Below are 20,542 nucleotides of genomic sequence, written 5' to 3'. Positions count from 1 at the left end.
CCTTTCTTTAGCAGTTAATAGCGCCATAGGTTCCTCATTCAGAATGAGATAAAACCAAATCTTATTGTGTTGCGATAATAAATTATCGCATTGCGTTATTATAAATAAGAGGTTACATCATATAATCGCGGTCAAATTAGAAAATGTAATTTCATGATCAAGTTGACAAATTGCCATTAAATCACCCTAAAAGCGGGATCCTCAGTTTACTTTCATAGGAATAGAGCAAATGGTAGGGATGTCGGTTCATAAAAAATGAATTTTTTTTAAAAAAATGTAGGGAAATTGATCATGAGTAAACCTATCACCTTTAAGCACACGTTCTGCTACGGCAGCGCAAACCTGCTCGGCAGCGGCGCGTTGGCGATCAGCGGCGCATGGCTGATGTATTTCTATACCACCTTTTGTGGGCTTACGCTGGTTGAAGCGGCGTCCATTTTCTCCGTTGCCAGTATCATCGATGCCATCAGCAATCCTGTGATGGGTTATGTCAGTGATAACTTCCACAATACCCGGCTGGGCCGCCTGTTTGGGCGCCGCCGTTTCTTTATTCTGCTGGGTGTGTGCCACTGGTGCTGGTCTATCCGTTGCTGTGGGTTAGTGGCTTCGGCTTCTGGTAATACATGGCGACCTACGTGCTGTTTGAGCTGATTTACACCTCCATTATGGTGCCATACGAAACGTTGGCGACCGAAATGACGCACGACTTCAAGATCCGCTCCAAGTTGACCGGTTCTAAAGCCATTTTCGGTAAGATGGCTAACTTCCTGGCTGCCTTTATCCCCGGCCAATTTATCGCTATCTACGGTAAAGACTCCGCCACGCCGTTCTTTTACACCGGTCTGACCTACGGGTTCATCATGTGCGCGGCAATGATTGCCCTGTACACCACCTCCTGGGAACGCCAGTTGAATGAACTGGTGCATGAAAAAACCGCTAACCTGTGGCAAACGCTGAAAAAACTGAGCGTGTACATGCTTTCCACCTTCCGTTTGCGTATTTTCCGCAAGCACCTGGGGATGTACTTGTTCGGTTTTGGCGCTGAATGGTTATTTGCTTCCGCTTTTACCTACTTCATCGTCTTCGGGTTAAAGCAAAACACCGCGTTGGTCTCGCAGTTGAACAGCTTTAGCTCCATCATGCAGCTTATCTCAACCGCCGCATTCATCGGCATCTGCGTGAAAATGGGCTTTGCGCGTCCGTTCCGTTTGGCACTGATGGTGGTTATCGTGAGAGTTATCGCTTATGCCGCGCTGTACTTCTCCAACTGGTCAGACGGTGCCACCATCGCCGTGCTGTTTGGGATTACCGCTATTTTTGGTCTGAATACCGGCGGTATCTACTACATTCCGTGGACGGTCTACACCTTCCTGGCCGATGTGGATGAAGTGCTGACGGGCCGTCTTCGCGAAGGGATTTACGCCGGTGCCATGACTTTCGCAGGCAAAATGGTGCGCTCAGTTATTGTGTTCGCCATGGGATGGACGCTGACGCAGTTCGGTTTTGTTTCTGGCCATGCCGCACAGCCTGAAAGCGCCGTGTTGGCGATTGTCGGAGTGTTCTCTCCGGGGGTTATCGGGCTAGCACTGGTCGCCATCTACTACACCACACAGATGAAGCTAGATCGTGAAAATCACGCTATCCTGCTGGAAGAGATTGCGCGTATCAAGGCCGGTGGCGCTATCGCCGATGTGCCGGTACGCGCCAGAGCGGTCGCAGAAGAGTTGACCGGCTGGAAGTACGAACAGTGCTGGGGCAATAACCCACTGGGCGTGCAACCGGAAGCCGTTGCACCGCAAGTTGCCACTTCTGAACGCTAATACCTTCTGTCAGCCCGCACTCGCGGGCTGACATATTTCCCCACCTTAAATCAGCGCCGCTTCCTTCAATTCACTTTTCAGATAGGCATAGTAAATCGGTGCAGCAATCACGCCCGGAATACCAAACGCCGCTTCAAACACCAACATCGCCAGCAAGATCTCCCACGCGTGCGCCTTGATTCGGGTGCCAACAATCTGCGCATTGAGGAAGTATTCCAGTTTGTGAATCAGCATCAGATAAACCAGCGCCGCCAGTGCCACCGGCAGGGAGATCGACAAACCAGAAATAAACACGATGGAGTTGAATATCAGGTTACCAATTACCGGTATCAGGCCAAAGATGAAAGTCAGCACCACCAGCGTTTTGGCAAATGGCAGGTGCACGCCAAAACAGGGCAGTATCCCGAGAATAAAGACCGCAGAGAGGATTGTGTTAACCGAGGAGATTTTCACCTGGGTGAACACGATATTGCGAAAGGACATCGACAACAGCGAAACACGCCGCATCAGTTCCGATTTCAGCAGCGGTTTATCCGTGTCCTCTTGCACGTTGTACAGCGACACGATCGCCCCCAACACCATACCAATCAACATGGTGACAAAACCGTGCAGAAAATCTTTACCCATGGTTTGCAGTATCACGATATGTTTCTGCACCCAGCGCATAAATTCGTGTTGCAGCTCTTCAACACTCACCGGCAAGTAACCCGGCAAATATACCATGATGTGCCGTTGGACATCATTGAGAATCAAGCCGATACGCGCATTGAAAGCCGAGGTGTCGCGCATTTCCTGCATCACGATCCCGGTCAGGCTGCCAAACAACAGGCTGAGCACACTCACCACCAGCGTACTGATGATCGCCACAACTACCCAGCGTGCGGGTTTCCCACTGATGATTTTTTGGAAATGGGGCGTCAGCAGATTGACGATTTCATACACCAAAAAACCGGCCACAAAACACGTTAACAGCCGTAGTGACAACAGCAGCAGCAATCCCCCAAACATAAAACCCAGGCTCAGCCATCTGGCCTGCTTTAAATTCAATAACTGCATGACGACATCCTGTATGCGTAATGATCGGACCTGCAAACGTACTTATGACACCAAGAATAGCATTCAGTTTATCGCACTATTCTCTGCGCATAAGATAAAGACACATGATAAAAGTCGCACGAGACAAGCCCGGTAATGAATCTGCTTTTTCTCCATCCTATTCTTAGCGTTTTTAACATGAAAAACCAGAAGGGATTAGCGGGCGCGCAGGGTTATCCACCAGGAAAAACGTCGTTCTGCAACAATTGGGAGGGTGCGAGTCAGGGCGCTGAAAAAACGCTCATCATCCTGTAAGGGAAAGACGCCGGAAATACGCAGCGCCGCCGCCTTGTCGTCGAGGGAAAAGTAGCCGTTGCGGTAACGCGCATATTCACGCATTAAGGTATCCAGCCGCATATTGTCCGCCAGCACCACGCCATCCAGCCAGCTTTGGCGGAAGCCTTCCACCGGTTGCGGAGGCTGACTCACCGCATCCGTAAAGGTAACTTGTTGTCCAGCGCTAACGCGCACAGTCGTCTGCGATTGCTTCATTGGGCGGAGCAACACCTCCCCCTGAAACACCGCCAGCGTACTTTTACCTGTATCGCAGCGCACATCAAACCTACAAGGGGAATTCAACGTCAATACCCCCTGTGGGGTGGAAAACGTTAACGGGTAAGGCACTGCACTTTCCAGCAAGCACTCCCCTTTCAGCAGGCGCAGAGAAGCAATCTTTCCGTCCTGGTCATAGCGTGTGAGCGCTGAATCGGTGTTCAGGTTTAGCGTTAGCCCCTCTGCCAACGCCCAGCGTCGGTTTTCTCCCTTGGCGGTGCGATAGTCCGCAGCATAGGTTTCCCAAGGGACGCTATAAGCACCGCCACCCAGCAGCGTCATCAACGCCAACAGTTTTAACAGGTGACGCCGCTCGGTTCCTTGACGGCTTAATACGCTGGACGCCACTGGGCTTTCGACGGAATGAAAACGGGTATGTATCTGCTCGACACGCAGCCACGCCTGCTGGTGCAACGGGTGGCTATTCAGCCATTGCTGCCAGGCATGGCGCTCGTTTGCTGTACAATCATCCGCGTAGAGAATGGCATACCATTCAGCGGCATCGTAGAACACGTCCTGAGGAATATCGTCAGATCGCATGGCCGGAATCAGCGATCCTGACAGGTCAGGCAAGCGAACATCGCCTGTGCCATGTATTTTTTCACCATACGATCGGAGACACCAAGGCGATCGGCCACTTGCTGGTATGTCAGTACATCAATATGCACCCAAAGAAACGCTTGCCTGGCCTTGGCAGACAGCTTACTGAGCATGCGATCTATCTCCAGCAGCGTATCAATAATGATGGCATGCTGCTCCAAAGACGGCTCCGTCTCAAGCTGCTGTTCCGCCAACACCTGCAAATAAGCATTTTCAATATCGCGCCGCCGCCAGAAATTCACCACCAGACCGTGGGCGACAGTGGTCAACCAAGCGCGGGGTTCACGCAGTTGGGTGCCTGCTGCGTGCTGACCAGACGCACGAAGGTATCCTGAGCCAAATCAGCCGCCTGCTGCGAGCATCCCAAACGCCGACGCAGCCACGCCTGTAACCAGACATGGTGCTCGTGATAAATTCGCTGTACCGCCAGGGATTCGACTGGGTCAGCATAGGTAGCCGCGTGACCGTTCACGTTGTGTCTCATTTAATGATAATGAAATGATTTTCATTATCATTAAATGCAAAGTCAACCACTATCGGCAAATCAGCGCTAAATGAAAAAACCCCGCTTATGGGCAGGGTTTATCATCAATCAATATCATCGAATCCGTGATTACCAGCGGTAGCTCAGGTTGGCATTGAACATGCGGCCTTCACCGTAGTAACACCAATAGTCACACACGCTGACATATTCGCGGTTGCTGAGGTTGGTAGCATTAACCTGCAAGCGCCAATCTTTGGTGAAGTCATAGGCGATCATCGCATCCCACAGGGTATAGGCCGGGACTTTCAGATTAGGATTTTCCGTTTTGTCACCATATGAACTGCCAACATAACGCACCCCGGTACCCACGGATAGGCTGCTGAGTGTCCCCTGAAACGCATAATTTACCCAACCGGACGCCTGCTGTAATGGCTGCTCAGGGAAGCGTTTACCAATTTCTGCATCCTCACCCGACTTGCTAATCTCGACTTTGCCATAGTTATAGTTGGCCAGCACCGTCAGGCCACGCACCAACTCACCGCTCATTTCCAACTCGATACCGCGTGAGCGAACCTGCCCGGTTTGCGCCGACGTGCCGGGATGCTCACGATCGGTGGTCGATACGTTATCCTGAACCAGGTTATACAGTGCTACGGTCGCATAACCGTAAAGCCGTGAGGCGTATACTTCATCCCTACTTCGGTCTGCTTACCCATGGTCGGTTTATAGGGATTTCCTTTACCGTCATCTCCCGCAAGCGGCATAAATGATTCAGAGTAGCTAATATAGGGAGAAACACCGTTATCAAACAGGTAAATCAGCCCAGCCGTTTTGGTGAACTTGTCGTCATCCTTACGGCTATCAGTGCCACTGGTCAGATTCTGATCGCGCGATTTTGCTTTGTCGTAACGGCCGCCAATCAGCGCAATCCAGCGATCGTCATAGCGGAACTGGTTCTGAATGTAGTAACCCATTTGGTTACGCCCAGTGCGATAATCATACAATTGGTCGAGCGGCAGAACCGCGTTGCCATACACCGGGTTAAACATATTGATAGTGCCAATACCGTAGAAATCACCATAACGGCTCTGTGAATTGGCGCGGCGATAATCAACCCCCCAGCAGCAGCGTGTTTTCCACATCGCCCCATTGCCACTCCCCAACCATACGGTTATCTGTCGCCCAGTTTTGCGCAAAACCATCGCGGTAGGCCATACCACGATCCACCCTGCCATAAACAACATCCCCAACGGCATAGGCAGTACGCAGATCCATATTCAGGTAGTTGTAGTTGGTGTTCTGGTGGAACGTCCAGGTATCATTGATACGGTGGGTGAACTCATAGCCCAGCGTGAATTGACGGGTGTTGTTGCGATCGATCCCAGGTTCACCCAGCGAGGTTCTGTAGCCCACCTTACCGAACGGTGTGTTGTGCAGTGTGCCCGCAGGCATTTTAAAGCCGCTGGTGACATCGGAATCGGTATCCATGTAGCTTGCCAGTACGGTCAGTTCCGTGTCTTCCCCCATCAGGAACGTCATGCTGGGTGCCAGATAGAAACGATCGCTCTTGGCATGATCCATTTCGCCCGACGTACCGCGCGCGAGGCCCACCACACGATAGAGCACCGTGCCATCATCGTTAAGCGGCCCTGCGCTATCAATGCCGAGTTGGCGGTAATCATTGGAGCCATAATCCAGCGAGATTTGCCCCTGCGGCAACCGCGTTGGACGCTTGGTGATCACGTTAACCAGACCACCCGGCGGGTTCTGCCCATACAGCACCGATGCGGGTCCTTTTAACACTTCAATTCGATCCACACCAAAAGCGTCAAACTGCTGAACAAAGAAACCGCGTTCGTTAATGGCCGCAAGTCCGTTTTGGAAGCGCGACTGATTTTTAAAGCCACGGATGGAGAGCCATTCAGTCTTGTTATCCGGCCCGTAATAGGATGCCAATACACCGGGGCTATAGCGCAGGGCCTGATCGACCTTCTTGGCACCGCGCTCTTCCATCTGTTGCTGTGTCACCACGGACATCGCACGCGGCGTTTCCGATACCGGTACATCCAGCTTTAACGCGGTATTGGGTGGTGCCGTGACGACGATTTGGTCGTTACGCGCTGGGACCGCAGCCGTTGCCGGTGCTACTGGCTGCGCCACAATAGAGACGCTGCCGTCAGCGTGGCGCTCGGCGCGCAGACCGCTGTTTGCCGGCAGTTGCGCAAATCCTTGTTCCACTTCATAACGCCCTTGCAATCAGTAGCTCTGTTTACCCACCGTCAGTGCCGGATCATAAGACAACAGAACGTCAGATTGCTGCGCCAATTGGTTTAAAGCTTGGGCCAGGCTGCCCGCAGTGACATGAAATTCCTGTGCTGCTGCCGAAACGGCCGTGACCGAAGCGGCACTGCCCAGCACCATTCCCCAAAGTGCGGCTCTTAGCGCCAGCGTTACCGGCCCGGTTCGCCATGATTTCATTATTATACCCCTGTCAGTTTTTCATTGCTGTTAATGGGTATGCAAATGGAAGTCACGAAAAGGGGAACCAGAAAAGAAAAAAAGCGTATCAGTAGGGTGAGTGCGTTTGGGGGCGTTGAGGAAACTCGATTGTTATCGAAACTTGCAAGACAAAATAAATCTGTAATAATTTTGGTTAAGGCGCGTTGATCTAATTCGCTACGCCAGAAAAGGCGTAGCTTATATTGTCACAGGGGCGCAATAGTTCCGTAATATTATTGGTTTCGAACGTCCTTGCTTTATTTACCTAAGAGACGAGGTTAATGGCAGGAGCAGGTTCGCTGATCTCTTGATTCAAAATCATCAGAGAAAACACTCGGTTTTCAACATTCAGCTTAGAAAAAGAGAGCGTGCTTAGCTGCTTTTTCGTGAAGCCATCAGACAGCAGGTCCGACACCACGCGCGTACTCATAACGTCGCTGTTCGTCAGAAAGTCCTGATAGGCAAACTTCACGTTTATCGGCAATACGTCATCAATAGAGACCGGATTACAGGTTTGCTCAGCATGCCTATGATTTCATTTTGTCCAAATATCAGACTCATCGTTTCCTCTGCTTCATGCTATGACAAGATAACTCCACGGACACACTGAGAAGCTGTTGCCAACCTCCCTACAGATCTGCGCGACTGACGCGCAGGATCGCAAGGCATTGAGTAGATGCTTTCGATAGCCCGAAACAGTAAACCGAAATTAATCAATAAAAACAAATAGATAAGATATCTTGTACTTCCGTTAGCGTAATGATCAAGCAGCGCGACGTGGTGTTTTGATCTCGAACGATCAGGCAAAAGCCTACATCGTCAAATTCCTGTTCAAGTGTAGAAGTAAAAGGTCAAAAAATCCCGTGAACCAGTACCACATTAGTCGCTTATACCGTTCTCATTTTTTTACATATGTACTAAAATTTTAACGTACCTGTCGATCAAACGATCAAAAAGCATCTTCTGGATCAAAATATACCCGTGTTGGTATGCACATTATCGGCTGAATAAGCAGTATCTTTATGCCATTTGATCGCAAAGAACGATCAAATAATAAAAAATAATAGTTGTAATATATTGAAAATAATAAATTGATCGTTATATGCTTTACGATCATGTGAACGAGCAAGTCAGTCACGATAATGTGATACACATCACAAATCATCTTCCGGTTTGCTTTTTTATAAATAGCAGTAAACGCTCAGGGCCAGCCATTCTCCACGCTTTTCCTTTCACTGTGTTACTCCTTATTGCGTGATCCATCGCTCAAAAAAGAAACAAATTCTGGCGCACCACTACACTTAACGATTTTTTGACATACATTTAACAAGGTTTAAGGAGAGCGCTATGAGCCAATATAATAAACACACCATACCCGCCTCAGTGGCGGAGAACGCCCTGATTAACACTGAGCAGTATCGCGAGTGGTATCAGGCATCGATCAATGTTCCCCAAGCCTTTTGGTGGGAGCATGGCAAGATCGTCGATTGGATCAAACCGTACACTGAAGTTAAAAACACCTCTTTCGATCCAGGTCATATCCGTATTCGCTGGTTCGAAGATGGTACGTTAAATGTTGCAGCCAACTGTCTTGATCGACACTTAACCACCATTGGTGATCAAACCGCCATTGTGTGGGAAGGGGATGACGCCACCCAAAGCAAAACTGTGACTTACCGCAAACTTCACCAAAGCGTCTGTCGTTTTGCTAATGTGTTGAAATCTCTGGGCATTAAAAAGGGCGATGTGGTCGCTATCTATATGCCCATGGTGCCGGAAGCGGCGGTTGCTATGCTGGCATGCACGCGCATTGGTGCCATTCATTCCGTTATTTTTGGCGGTTTTTCCCCCGAATCCATCGCCGGGCGCATTATCGATTCCAGTGCCAAGCTGGTGATTACCTCTGATGAAGGCATCCGCGCAGGGCGCACCATCCCACTGAAAAAGAATATTGATGACGCGTTGCGCAACCCTGGTGTTAAAACGGTGGCACACACCATTGTTTACCAACGCACGGTTGGCGCTATCGATTGGCACGAAGGACGCGACCACTGGTGGCACGATCTGATCGCGGGTGCAGACGATCACTGCCCGTCAGAAGCGATGAATGCCGAGGATCCGTTATTTATTCTCTATACTTCCGGATCGACCGGTAAGCCCAAAGGCGTACTGCACACTACCGGCGGATATCTGGTCTATGCGGCCATGACCTTCAAATATGTGTTTGACTATCATCCCGGCGATATCTATTGGTGTACCGCCGATGTCGGCTGGATCACCGGACACAGCTACCTGCTCTACGGCCCGTTGGCCTGCGGTGCCACCACGCTGATGTTTGAAGGCGTACCCAACTGGCCGGATGTACGCCGTATGGGACAGGTGGTCGATAAGCACCACGTCAATCTGTATACCGCCCCCACCGCTATTCGCGCACTGATGGCTGACGGTGACAAGGCTATCGAAGGCAGCAACCGGCGCTCGCTGAAGATCATGGGATCGGTGGGCGAGCCCATAAACCCAGAAGCCTGGGAATGGTATTTCAACAAGATCGGTAACGGCCAGTGTCCGATCGTCGATACCTGGTGGCAAACGGAAACGGGCGGGTTGATGATTACTCCTCTGCCGGGGGCGATCGAAACCAAGCCGGGTTCGGCAACGCTTCTCTTCTTTGGCGCGCAGCCTGCATTAGTCGATAACCTGGGCACGCCGCAGGACGGGGCAACGGAAGGTAATCTGGTGATCACCGACTCCTGGCCAGGTCAGGCACGTACGCTGTTTGGCGATCATGAGCGTTTCGAACAAACCTATTTTTCGACCTTTAAAGGTATGTATTTCAGCGGCGACGGTGCACGTCGCGATGAAGATGGCTACTACTGGATAACCGGCCGCGTCGATGACGTGTTGAACGTGGCGGGCCATCGTCTGGGCACGGCGGAAATAGAGTCGGCTCTGGTGGCACACCCGAAGATTGCCGAAGCCGCCGTGGTGGGCATCCCACACAGCCTGAAAGGCCAAGCTATCTACGCCTATATTACGCTCAATCACGGCGAAGAGCCTTCCAGCGCGCTTTACACGGAAGTACGCAATTAGGGTGCGTAAAGAGATTGGCCCGATTGCTACACCAGATATCCTGCACTGGACTGACTCGCTGCCAAAAACCCGCTCCGGCAAGATTATGCGGCGTATTCTGCGCAAAATCGCAGCGGGAGATACCAGTAATCTGGGTGATATCTCTACGCTTGCCGATCCTGGCGTCGTTGAAAAACTGCTGGAAGAGAAACAAACCATGGACACGCCACAGTCTTAAATATCAAACGCAGTACGCGCTAAGCGAACCGATAGCAGATAACGCCAGACCCCAAGGGTCTGGCGTTATCTGGCTGTACCCTAAAATCGGCAACGTTTTTACTCACAACCGGATACAGACTCACTTACCGGAGATTTATGATGAATGACGTCCTATACCAACGCATTGGCAACCACTCGATGTTTAAGGAACTGGTGCGCAAACGTCAGCTTTTTGCCGTCTCGCTTTCTCTGATCGTCCTGGTGTTATACGTCAGATTCATTTTGCTGATTGCCTTTGCTCCCACTTGGCTGGGTACCCCTCTTTATCCCGGAGCAACCATCACGCGCGGCATTCCCATCGGGATTGGGCTAATCGTTATCTCGTTTGTCTTGACCGGAGTGTATGTCTATCGTGCCAACGGCGAATTTGACCGTATGACCAAAAAGCTGCTGAGTGAGGTTAAGTAATGAAAACCCGTCTGTTATTACCGCTTATTGGTCTGATGCTCCCGGTCATGGCCTACGCAGATGCCATCACCGGCGACGTTCAACGCCAGCCGCTGAATATCCAGGCCATAGTCATGTTTCTGCTGTTTGTCGGCGGCACGCTTTACATTACCTATTGGGCCTCGAAGCGTACACGCTCGCGCAGCGACTATTATACGGCTGGTGGCAACATCACCGGCTTTCAGAACTGGTTGGCGATTGCGGGTGACTACATGTCTGCCGCATCGTTCCTCGGCATTTCAGCACTGGTGTATACCTCCGGTTACGACGGGCTGATCTATTCACTGGGTTTCCTAGTGGGCTGGCCCATCATCCTGTTTCTTATTGCAGAACGGTTGCGTAATCTCGGGCGCTATACCTTCGCGGATGTCGCCTCTTACCGCCCGCAACAAAAACCGATTCGTACCCTCTCCGCCTGCGGCTCGCTGGTGGTGGTGGCGTTGTATCTCATCGCCCAGATGGTCGGCGCAGGCAAACTGATAGAACTGCTCTTTGGCCTGAACTACCACGTTGCCGTCGTGCTGGTCGGTATTCTGATGGTGATGTATGTGCTGTTTGGCGGCATGCTCGCTACCACCTGGGTACAGATCATCAAAGCCGTGCTGCTGCTGTTTGGTGCCACCTTTATGGCAGTCATGGTGATGAAATCGGTCAATTTCAGCTTCGACGGATTGTTCAAAGCGGCGGCGGTCCACCCGAAAGGCATTGCCATCATGAGCCCCGGTGGACTGGTATCGGACCCAATTTCGGCGCTGTCGCTCGGGCTGGGTCTGATGTTCGGTACCGCGGGCTTACCCCATATTCTGATGCGTTTCTTTACGGTGAGCGATGCACGCGAAGCACGTAAAAGTGTGTTTTATGCAACGGGGTTTATGGGCTACTTCTATTTCCTGACCTTTATTATCGGCTTCGGTGCCATCGTACTGGTCAGCGCCAACCCGACCTTTAAAGATGCCGCAGGCGCACTGATTGGCGGTAATAATATGGCGCGGTGCATTTGGCTGATACAGTGGGCGGCAACTTCTTCCTCGGCTTTATCTCCGCTGTGGCGTTTGCCACCATTCTGGCCGTGGTGGCCGGGCTGACGTTGGCGGGCGCGTCGGCAGTGTCACACGATCTGTATACCAACGTTTTCAAGAAAGGGCAGGCAACGGAGCGTGATGAACTGAAAGTATCAAAACTCACCGTACTGGCTCTGGGCCTGGTGGCTATCGGGCTGGGCATTTATGTTTGAAAACCAGAACATTGCCTTTATGGTGGGGCTGGCCTTCTCTATAGCGGCGAGCTGTAATTTCCCCATCATTATTATCTCGATGTACTGGTCGAAGCTGACCACGCGTGGTGCAATGCTGGGAGGTTGGGCAGGTTCGCTAACGGCCATCGTGCTGATGATCCTCGGGCCCACGATTTGGGTGAAAATTCTTGGTCACGCGACGCCTATTTATCCATACGAATACCCAGCGCTGTTCTCGATGCTGGTGGCGTTTATCGGGATCTGGTTCTTCTCGATTACCGATAATTCAGAGGAAGGCAAGCAGGAACGCGATCGCTTCTATGCGCAGTTTGTTCGCTCACAAACCGGCGTAGGTGTATCACGCAGTGTGTCTCACTAAGTGATTCGGTTGCCTCCGTTTCGGAGGCAACCAAAACATACCGTTTAGATAACCATACTCAGCAGCAAGCAACCAATCAGGCCACACACCGCAATAATGGTTTCCAACGCCGACCAAGACTTCATGGTTTCACCAATGGTCAGGTTGAAATACTCTTTGAACAGCCAGAAACCCGGATCGTTCACGTGAGAGAAAATCACGCTACCGGAACCGACGGCCAGCACCATCAGCTCAAGACTCACACCGGTAATGGTGAGCAACGGCGACAGCGTACTGCCCGCCATCAGCGTTTCGATATACTTGGCAACGCCCCCATCCACCAGGATTTGTTTAAACGCGCCGCCGCCACCAATCACCATCAGCATCATCGCGATAATCTTGATGGAATCGTTGATGGTATCCATCACCTGATCCATGGTACGACCGCGATTAAGCCCGAAAGTGAAGATCGCCACAACCACGGAAATCAGCGTTGCCATCACTGGATCGCCCAGGAATTCGGCATAGCCCAACACCGGGTTACCTTTTTGCAGCGTCATTTCTGCCACCGCACGGCCGGTCATCAGAATAACCGGAATCAGAGTAGTAAATACGCTGATACCAAAGCCCGGCATCTAATGCTCAGCAAAGACTTTCGGGTTATGCAATCCAGCAGGAATCGGTTTATCGATACTTTTAAGGAAGCGCGCATAAACCGGTCCTGCCAAAATCACGGTTGGGATAGCAATCAACGTACCGTACAACAGGGTTTTGCCCATGTCGGCTTTGAACAGAATAGCAATAGTCGTCGGGCCCGGGTGCGAAGGCAACAACGCGTGGGTTACGGACAATGCAGCAGCCATCGGCACGTCGATAAACAGTAAAGGGATACGCGCAGCGGCAGCGATGGTGAACACCAACGGCAGCAACAGCACAAAACCAACTTCATAAAACAGCGCAAAACCAACGGTGAAACCGGTCAATACCACCGCCCACTGGATGCGCCCCTTACCGAATTTATCGATAAGTGTCGTCGCAATACGCTGAGCACCGCCGCAATCCGCCAGCAGTTTACCCAACATGGGACCAAAGCCCATGATCAGGGTCAGACTTCCCAGCGTGCCGCCTACCCCGTTTTTGATAGAGGTGATGACGCCATTGACGTTAAACCCACCCTGGGTGGTGTAGCCCAATGCCAAACCCACGGCCAGCGACACCAGAATCAATGAAATGAACCCGTTTAATTTGCAACGGATCATCAATAGCAGCAACAGGGCAACCCCGATTGCTACAATGATTAATGGCATAATAATTCCCCGATATAGGAATCGTACAGATGCTGTCAACGAATACTGTCAGATCTATAAATGCTACTTTTACATCAAGATAGCGTTCTTTTTGTTACCTGGTAGCGAAAGCTGCCGAGCTTTGGGGGCCAAAGCCTGACGCGTCGGAGTAGCGGTTTGCGCCCTCATCAGCCTCATCGGTAATCTGTGATTTTTGTCACACCCCTGCTTGTTACCGGCATCATGATACCGGTAACGTGATAAAATGCGAAACTATCATATGGGCTTAAATATTCATTTTGAGATAGAGATCAAACTATTGCGGGACAAAGCATCATCATGGGCGTATCTGGGTGTGGTAAATCCAGTTCTGGAGCAGCTATTGCAAATGCGCTGGGCGCTAAATTCATTGATGGCGACGATCTGCACCCGCGCGCCAACATTCAGAAAATGGCAAGCGGCCAGCCTTTAGACGACAACGATCGCGCGCCGTGGCTTGAGCGCCTTAACGACGCGGCCTACAGCCTGCGCCACAAAAATGAAGTGGGTTTGATCGTCTACTCTTCCTTAAAGCGCCGTTATCGCGATCGTCTGCGTCAGGGCGATCCTGATATCCTGTTCCTTTATATGAATGGCAGCTTTGACGTTATTCTGGAACGTCTGAAAGTGCGCGCCGGGCATTTTATGCCCACCGATCTGCTCAAAAGCCAGTTCGATGCGCTGTAAGAGCCAGCGGCAGATGAAACTGACGTGGTGAGTATCGATATCGATGGCACCTTCGATGAGGTTGTCGCTCGTGGTCTGGCGGCATTGCGCAACGCGGGTGTCGTTTCTCGTCGCTAACAGCTTAAATGCTGCCGCCATGCAGGATCGTGAAGCCCAAATCCAACCGCGGAGGGGTAACACCTCTCCGCGCAGCCGAGCCAGCAGTCGCTCTGCGGCCACCTGCCCCATGCGTTCACGTGGCGTCAGCACACTGGCCAGTTTTGGTTCCCTCGACTGGCCAATATCGTGTCCATGAAAACCGGCGATCGCCATTTGATCAGGGATACACAATCCTTGCCGCTGACACTTAAAGGCCGCGCCGATAGCGATATCATCGTTGGTGCAAAACAGGCTGTCGGTCTCCGGGTAGCGCTCGCGCGCTTCTCTCATCAGTTCACCGCCCAGACTGTACGACGAGGGGCGATCGGTACTGACATCTCTCGGCACCAACCTGGCATCACGCATCGCTTGTTCGTACCCTTGCATCTTGATCAAGGTACGTTCATCCAGACGCGAGCCGAGATAAACCGGAAAACGGTGCCCACGGGCCAACAGCACCTGAGTCATCTGGTAGGCCGCTTCAAAGTTGTTAAATCCCACCGCCAGATCGATACAGGGCGACTCGCTATCCATGATTTCAACAACCGGAATGCCAGCTACTTCAATCATCTTGCGTGTGCGCTCCGTATGGGAACGTCCAGATAGGATAAGGCCGTCAATATTGTAGGAAAGCAGTGACACCAGGCGCATCTCTTCGCGCTCGGCGTGGTAACCATAGTGTGCCAGCATCGTCTGGTAGCCGTGCGCATCCGTCACGCGTTCAATGCCGCGCAACACTTCGGCAAACACCTTATTGGTCAATGAAGGAAGCAGAACGCCAATCGCCCAACTGGTGGCATTCGATAAAATCTCCGGTGCCCGGTTGGGAATGTAACCCAACTCATCCAGCGCCTCGGCGATACTGTCACGCAGTGCCGCCGATACTTTCTGCGGATCGCGCAGGTAGCGGCTGATAGTCATTTTAGTGACGCCAACACGATTAGCCACATCTTGCAAACCTGGTCTTTTCTTCTTCATTTTCAATCGATTGAAATATTGTTGGCCGGTGCTCTAGTGTAACAAAGAAAACCAGCGCTGTCTGTGTGGCGGTGACAGGATAGTCACCAGTACAATGCCCGAGCCAACATAGCAATCCAACAACAAATAATGATGAGACAACCATACGTTTTCCTTAATTCCCCGTTAAAAAAACGCCGCTAAAAATAATCAAGATTACGCAGAGATAAAAAGTATGTCACGGTCCGTGGTTAATACCGCCATACTTTCCTTATCAGCTTAAAAATAATATTTTTCTACAGAGATCAATATAAAAAACCCAAGCTAATTTTTATTTTTTCCATTATTATTTTAGATATTATCGCCCTTTACTGCCGGACCGATATCGCACGTTTTGCACGGTTCTTCCCCATGTACACCGCAACGTGATCTTCATCACAAAATATTTTTCACCTTGGCTGAATCGAGTAAAGCGTGACCGTAAAACTCATTGTTACCGGTATCATTTGAGTATATAGTGGTCTTATCACCGTCATGGCGTCCTGATGTAGGGCCTATTGGAGAGATACGCTAGCGGCAAAGATGAACGTCTGTATCAAATTAGGCTGCGATGAACCCCATCTGCATCCCTTAATGCGCCCCTATCCTTTACGGTAACTCACCGTATTAACGGGCACTTAATTTATTGACGATCTCGTATCGTGCGTTTATTTGCACGAGAGTTTTTATCATCTTAAAAATAATTAAAACACCCGCTAGCCGCAGTAGCCCAATTATTTCAATCGACGTCATTGGCATTTGATTTTAATTAAGCAAAGCATCAATGTTAAACACATGGGGCATAGCATGAATCCTATTGTTGCACGCGTTACCCACAACATCCTGTCTCGTTCCCACGCCGAACGTAGCCGTTATCTGGCACGGATTGCCGCCGCCAAAAGTAAAACCGTACATCGATCCGAACTGGCCTGCGGCAACTTGGCACACGGCTTCGCGGCCTGTTCACCTGAAGACAAAGCCGATTTGAAGAACATGATCAAAAGCAACATCGGCATCATTACCTCTTACAATGACATGCTCTCTGCCCACCAGCCCTATGAACGCTACCCGGATCTGATCAAAAAGGCACTGAACGCCGTGGGTGCTGTCGGTCAGGTCGCTGGCGGTGTCCCTGCCATGTGCGACGGCGTCACACAGGGGCAAGACGGCATGGAACTCTCCCTGCTTAGCCGCGATCTGATTGCGATGTCGGCGGCAATCGGCCTGTCACACAACATGTTTGATGGCGCACTTTTTTTGGGTGTATGCGACAAAATTGTCCCGGGGCTGTTTATTGCCGCCCTCTCTTTTGGTCACCTGCCTACCGTTTTCGTGCCAGCAGGCCCGATGCGCACCGGCATTTCCAACAAAGAGAAAGTGCACATCCGCCAACTGTATGCTGAAGGCAAAGTAGGCCGCGATGCGCTGCTGGAATCTGAGGCCAGTGCTTACCACGGTGCGGGCACCTGTACTTTTTACGGCACCGCCAACTCGAACCAAATGGTGATGTAGAGATCATGGGGCTACATCTGCCCGGCTCCTCGTTTGTCTACCCGGATATTCCGCTGCGCGATGCGCTGACAGAAGCCGCCGCGCGTCAAGTCACCCGAATGACGGAAAATGCGGGCGATTATCTGCCCGTCGGGCAACTGGTGGACGAAAAAGTGATCGTCAACGGTATCGTCGCTCTGCTGGCAACCGGCGGCTCGACCAACCACACCATGCATCTGGTGGCGATGGCGAAAGCCGCCGGTTTTACCGTCACCTGGGATGATTTTTCTGAACTGTCCGAGGTGGTGTCTTTGCGTGTCGCATCTACCCCAACGTACCTGGCGACATCAACTATTTTCAGGCGGCGGGCGGCGTGTCGCTGCTGGTGCTAGAATTGCTGCGCGGTGGCTTGCTGCACGACGATGTCCATACCGTGGCGGGCTTTGGTCTGCATCGCTACATCCAGGAGCCGTTCCTGGAAGACGGCAAACTGGTCTATCGCGATGGTCCACAGGTGTCGCTGGATGCCGAGGTGATCCCCCGCTGGAAACACCGTTTGCCAAACACGGTGGCACCAAAGTGCTTTCCGGTAATCTGGGACGCGCAGTAATGAAGACCTCCGCCGTGCCGCAAGAACGCCAAACGATTGTTGCGCCAGCCGTGGTATTCAACGATCAGAATGATGTCGATGCCGCCTTTAAAGCCGGCCGTCTGGACCACGATTGCGTGGTGATGGTGCGTTATCAGGGACCAAGAGCGATAGGTATGCCAGAACTGCACAAACTGATGCCACCGCTCGGAGTGCTGATGGACCGAGGCATAAACGTTGCGCTGGTCACCGATGGTCGTCTGTCAGGCGCCTCCGGCAAGGTGCCTGCCGCCATTCACGTCACGCCGGAAGCGTACGTCGGTGGCCTGCTGGCAAAAGTTCAGGATGGCGACATGATCCGCGTTGATGGCATCACGGGTGAGATCAGTTTGTTGGTGGATGAAGCGATACTGGCGCAACGACATCCAGAACAGCCAGACTTATCCGCTTCCCATGTAGGGATGGGACGCGAACTGTTTAACGCACTGCGCGAGAACATTACCGGGGCGTGCCAGCGCAATCCCTTACCGCTAGACTCAGTGGCATCAACGCAGTGAGATGTCAGGTACGTTTTAAGCACAGATAAACGTGTAAACCGGGATTGGCTGATGCCATGCAGAGTTGACCGCCGTGCAGTTCGGCGATGGCTTTCACCAGCGACAGGCCAAGCCCGAAACCAGGCTGCTGCTGAGCCACTTCAAGGCGTTGAAAGCGTTCTAATGCCGTAGCGTGCAGGTTTTCGGGAATACCAGGGCCGCGATCGGAAACACGCAGTGCAGTCCAGCCGCGATAAAGGGTGACGCTCAAGGTGATCGCTTTACCTTGAGCAGCATACTTCAGCGCGTTTTCGATCAGATTCGCCAGCGCCTGAAACAGCAACGCCCGATCGCCAAAAAGTTGCGTCCCAGAAGGTGCATCAATCAGCAATTGGCACTGGTGTGCATCTGCTAACGGTTGATAATATTCCGATACCTCTTCCAATAACGGGCGCACCTCAAAGCGGGCAAATTGATGCACACAGCGCCCGCTTTCAATCTCTCCGATACGCATGACAGTGCGAAACAGCCCCAAAATCTTGTGCACCTCTTCCACCGCCTGATGCAACTCCTCACGCATCTCATGCTCAAGACCTTGTCGCTCGGTCAGGTTGTACAACCGGTTTTGCAGGTGCGTCAGCGGCGTGCGTAATTCATGGGCAATGTGACTTGAGGTGCTGCGCACCTGCTCCATCAGGCGTTCAATGCGCTCCAGATTCTGGTTAATGTCGTTGCTCAGGCTATGGAAATCGTCATCGCGCGTAGAGAGCGGCATACGAACGTACTGTTCACCGGCGCTGTAGCGGTGCAGCGGTGCAGCGCGGTACGGATCCGCTCGACGCTGCGTAGGCTGCGTAAACTGAAATGTCTGCTGACAACCAGAGAAAACAACAGCACGACAAACAGCCCTGCCCCCGCCACCAGTGGAATAGTGCGAATACGTTCCAGCATCGGACGCAGATTATAGGCGGTGAACAACACGCCGCCATCATCCAGCGCCCCCTTTTCAACCAGTAGCGCCTTCAGGCAAGGGACATCCATTTTGCACGCGGTATGATTTGGCCCAGGCAGCATCCAACCCGAATTGTGGTAGAGGATCTCGCCCTGCTTGCTCATCACCAGAAACAGAGGCAATTCGTCGGTTTTGGCCTGATTATCGCGTTTGAGCTGGGCGATCAGCGTAGACGTGTCGATCAGCCGTGATTGGGTTGCATGGTCATGGATATTGCCCTGTATGACATCGCGCACGTGGGTGCGGATCAGCGTTTCACTCAACACGCTGAAACCGACAATGCAGCACAGCACCATCAGCAAAAACAGGAAAACCAACGTAATAAATTGGCGAAACTGCGAGGTGCGCAGAAACACCGGATAACGGTTTGCACCGTGCACGCACAAATGGCGAATTTTCTCACGCCATCCGTTACCCGGCCATCTCAGCGCAGGTTCATTGTGTACGCTACGCGACATCCGTTTTTTCCACTGCACCAAGGGCATAGCCCATCGATCTTAACGTTTTGATCAGCGGCCGGGGAAAGCCTTTGTCGATCTTGGCCCGCAGTTTGGACATATGAACATCGATCAGGTTGGTCTGAGGATCGAAGTGATACCCCCAGACGCGCTCCAACAATAGCGTACGTGTGATCACCTGCCCTGGGTTTTCCATCAAAATGATCAGCAGCTTGATCTCTTTATCGGTAAGATCGATGCGTTGCCCGCTCCGCCAGGCAACCCGTTGCAGACGATCAAGTTGCAGATCTTCAAACGTCAGCAGCGATGACGGTGCCTCCTGCGGTTTTCCTCTGCGCACCATAATCTCTAAGCACAAACACAACTCATTAAAATTAAACGGCTTACCCAGATAATCTTTGGCTCCCAGTTCCAGCCCCATCACGCGATCCACATCGCGATCCAACGCTGAAAACAGCATGATAGGCGGATGACGCGACCCTTGCAGCTCACGCAGTACGCTAAAACCGTCTAACGTTGGTAGCATCCGATACAACAGCACCACGTCATAAATTTCATCTTTAATGGCTTTGAGCGCATGTTCGCCATCATGAACAATATTGCAGGCATAACCATGTGAGTGCAGCTTTGCACCAAGCCAATGGCACAACACCGAGTCGTCATCAACCACTAAAACGCGCATAGTTTTCCCTCTGTCAAAGTGATGGTTGCTTACACCACAACACGCGTAGTGACGTGCTACCGATCCACAACAATAGGATCTGAGCCACTCTGACACAGGCAATAACCTGTCTGGCGGCTTCTTATGCGTCAACGCGTTATAAAATAATAACAATCATTATCATTTAATGACAAGTAGTTTACAATGCTGAC

General features: G+C 51.6%; 13 protein-coding genes and 8 pseudogenes. 8 read left to right on the top strand and 13 right to left on the bottom strand.

The annotated features are described in order from the left end of the window. The first annotated feature begins 291 nt into the window (after positions 1–291). A pseudogene (locus tag JZM30_RS20560) lies at positions 292–1,820 on the top strand (MFS transporter). Between the two features lie 45 nt (positions 1,821–1,865). Here the strand turns inward: JZM30_RS20560 and JZM30_RS20555 are convergent. The 9 genes from JZM30_RS20555 to JZM30_RS20515 all read right to left on the bottom strand — a co-directional run bounded on the left by JZM30_RS20555 (position 1,866) and on the right by JZM30_RS20515 (position 7,522). Further along, positions 1,866–2,876, bottom strand: coding sequence for an AI-2E family transporter (locus JZM30_RS20555; protein ID WP_252321047.1), 1,011 nt, complete (start codon positions 2,874–2,876; stop codon positions 1,866–1,868). A gap of 195 nt (positions 2,877–3,071) precedes the next feature. Further along, entirely contained in the window at positions 3,072–4,040 is a 969-nt protein-coding gene (locus JZM30_RS20550; protein WP_252321045.1) for a DUF4880 domain-containing protein, read from the bottom strand. Further along, the gene (locus tag JZM30_RS20545; RefSeq protein ID WP_252321043.1) at positions 4,016–4,336 is read right to left on the bottom strand and encodes a sigma factor-like helix-turn-helix DNA-binding protein; all 321 of its coding nucleotides are present in this window, start codon (positions 4,334–4,336) and stop codon (positions 4,016–4,018) included. Before JZM30_RS20545 ends, JZM30_RS20550 begins: the two co-directional genes overlap by 25 nt. Then, the gene (locus JZM30_RS20540; RefSeq protein WP_252321041.1) at positions 4,333–4,539 is read right to left on the bottom strand and encodes a sigma factor; all 207 of its coding nucleotides are present in this window, start codon (positions 4,537–4,539) and stop codon (positions 4,333–4,335) included. Before JZM30_RS20540 ends, JZM30_RS20545 begins: the two co-directional genes overlap by 4 nt. A gap of 141 nt (positions 4,540–4,680) precedes the next feature. After that, positions 4,681–5,190: a TonB-dependent siderophore receptor gene (locus tag JZM30_RS20535; protein ID WP_252321189.1), complete on the bottom strand. Its 510-nt coding sequence runs from the start codon at positions 5,188–5,190 to the stop codon at positions 4,681–4,683. An 11-nt stretch (positions 5,191–5,201) separates the two neighbouring features. Beyond that, positions 5,202–5,693: a TonB-dependent receptor domain-containing protein gene (locus JZM30_RS20530; protein WP_252321039.1), complete on the bottom strand. Its 492-nt coding sequence runs from the start codon at positions 5,691–5,693 to the stop codon at positions 5,202–5,204. Further along, positions 5,662–6,807, bottom strand: a complete 1,146-nt coding sequence (locus JZM30_RS20525) for a TonB-dependent siderophore receptor (RefSeq protein ID WP_252321037.1) — start codon at positions 6,805–6,807, stop codon at positions 5,662–5,664. Before JZM30_RS20525 ends, JZM30_RS20530 begins: the two co-directional genes overlap by 32 nt. Further along, positions 6,808–7,029 carry a hypothetical protein gene (locus tag JZM30_RS20520; protein ID WP_252321035.1) on the bottom strand — a complete coding sequence of 74 codons (222 nt, stop codon included), beginning with the start codon at positions 7,027–7,029 and terminating at the stop codon, positions 6,808–6,810. A gap of 286 nt (positions 7,030–7,315) precedes the next feature. Then, positions 7,316–7,522, bottom strand: coding sequence for a hypothetical protein (locus tag JZM30_RS20515; protein WP_252321033.1), 207 nt, complete (start codon positions 7,520–7,522; stop codon positions 7,316–7,318). An 875-nt stretch (positions 7,523–8,397) separates the two neighbouring features. Here JZM30_RS20515 and acs point away from each other — a divergent pair. The 3 genes and pseudogenes from acs to actP all read left to right on the top strand — a co-directional run bounded on the left by acs (position 8,398) and on the right by actP (position 12,458). After that, positions 8,398–10,357: pseudogene (acs, locus tag JZM30_RS20510) on the top strand (acetate--CoA ligase). Positions 10,358–10,497: 140 nt separating this feature from the next. Then, positions 10,498–10,806 carry a DUF485 domain-containing protein gene (locus JZM30_RS20505; protein WP_252321188.1) on the top strand — a complete coding sequence of 103 codons (309 nt, stop codon included), beginning with the start codon at positions 10,498–10,500 and terminating at the stop codon, positions 10,804–10,806. After that, positions 10,806–12,458 (top strand): annotated as a pseudogene (gene actP, locus JZM30_RS20500) (cation/acetate symporter ActP). The gene JZM30_RS20505 and the pseudogene actP overlap by 1 nt, the downstream one beginning before the upstream one ends. Positions 12,459–12,502: 44 nt before the next feature. On the opposite strand, the pseudogene JZM30_RS20495 reads toward actP, so the two are convergent. Next, positions 12,503–13,744, bottom strand: a pseudogene (locus JZM30_RS20495) (gluconate:H+ symporter). Between the two features lie 297 nt (positions 13,745–14,041). Here JZM30_RS20495 and JZM30_RS20490 point away from each other — a divergent pair. Continuing rightward, positions 14,042–14,566: pseudogene (locus tag JZM30_RS20490) on the top strand (gluconokinase). Between the two features lie 4 nt (positions 14,567–14,570). Here the strand turns inward: JZM30_RS20490 and gntR are convergent. After that, positions 14,571–15,565: pseudogene (gene gntR / locus JZM30_RS20485) on the bottom strand (gluconate operon transcriptional repressor GntR). Between the two features lie 825 nt (positions 15,566–16,390). On the opposite strand from gntR, the gene JZM30_RS25035 reads away from it, so the two are divergent. The 3 genes and pseudogenes from JZM30_RS25035 to JZM30_RS25025 all read left to right on the top strand — a co-directional run bounded on the left by JZM30_RS25035 (position 16,391) and on the right by JZM30_RS25025 (position 18,220). After that, complete coding sequence (locus JZM30_RS25035; protein WP_368858848.1) at positions 16,391–17,095, top strand: dihydroxy-acid dehydratase domain-containing protein; 705 nt, start codon at positions 16,391–16,393, stop codon at positions 17,093–17,095. A 5-nt stretch (positions 17,096–17,100) separates the two neighbouring features. Beyond that, positions 17,101–17,684, top strand: a pseudogene (locus JZM30_RS25030) (dihydroxy-acid dehydratase domain-containing protein). Further along, a complete protein-coding gene (locus tag JZM30_RS25025; RefSeq protein ID WP_368858847.1) occupies positions 17,654–18,220 on the top strand; it encodes a dihydroxy-acid dehydratase domain-containing protein in 567 nt (188 codons plus the stop codon). The pseudogene JZM30_RS25030 and the gene JZM30_RS25025 overlap by 31 nt, the downstream one beginning before the upstream one ends. A 4-nt stretch (positions 18,221–18,224) precedes the next feature. On the opposite strand, the pseudogene JZM30_RS24880 reads toward JZM30_RS25025, so the two are convergent. Together JZM30_RS24880 and JZM30_RS20465 are read right to left on the bottom strand one after the other, a co-directional pair. Beyond that, a pseudogene (locus JZM30_RS24880) lies at positions 18,225–19,669 on the bottom strand (sensor histidine kinase). After that, entirely contained in the window at positions 19,659–20,351 is a 693-nt protein-coding gene (locus JZM30_RS20465; protein WP_252321027.1) for a response regulator transcription factor, read from the bottom strand. Before JZM30_RS20465 ends, JZM30_RS24880 begins: the two are co-directional and overlap by 11 nt. Between the last annotated feature and the right edge of the window lie 191 nt (positions 20,352–20,542).

The organism is Candidatus Symbiopectobacterium endolongispinus, assembly GCF_018777385.1.
Lineage (GTDB): Bacteria > Pseudomonadota > Gammaproteobacteria > Enterobacterales > Enterobacteriaceae > Symbiopectobacterium > Symbiopectobacterium endolongispinus.
This window is presented reverse-complemented; position numbering and strand designations above follow the sequence as displayed.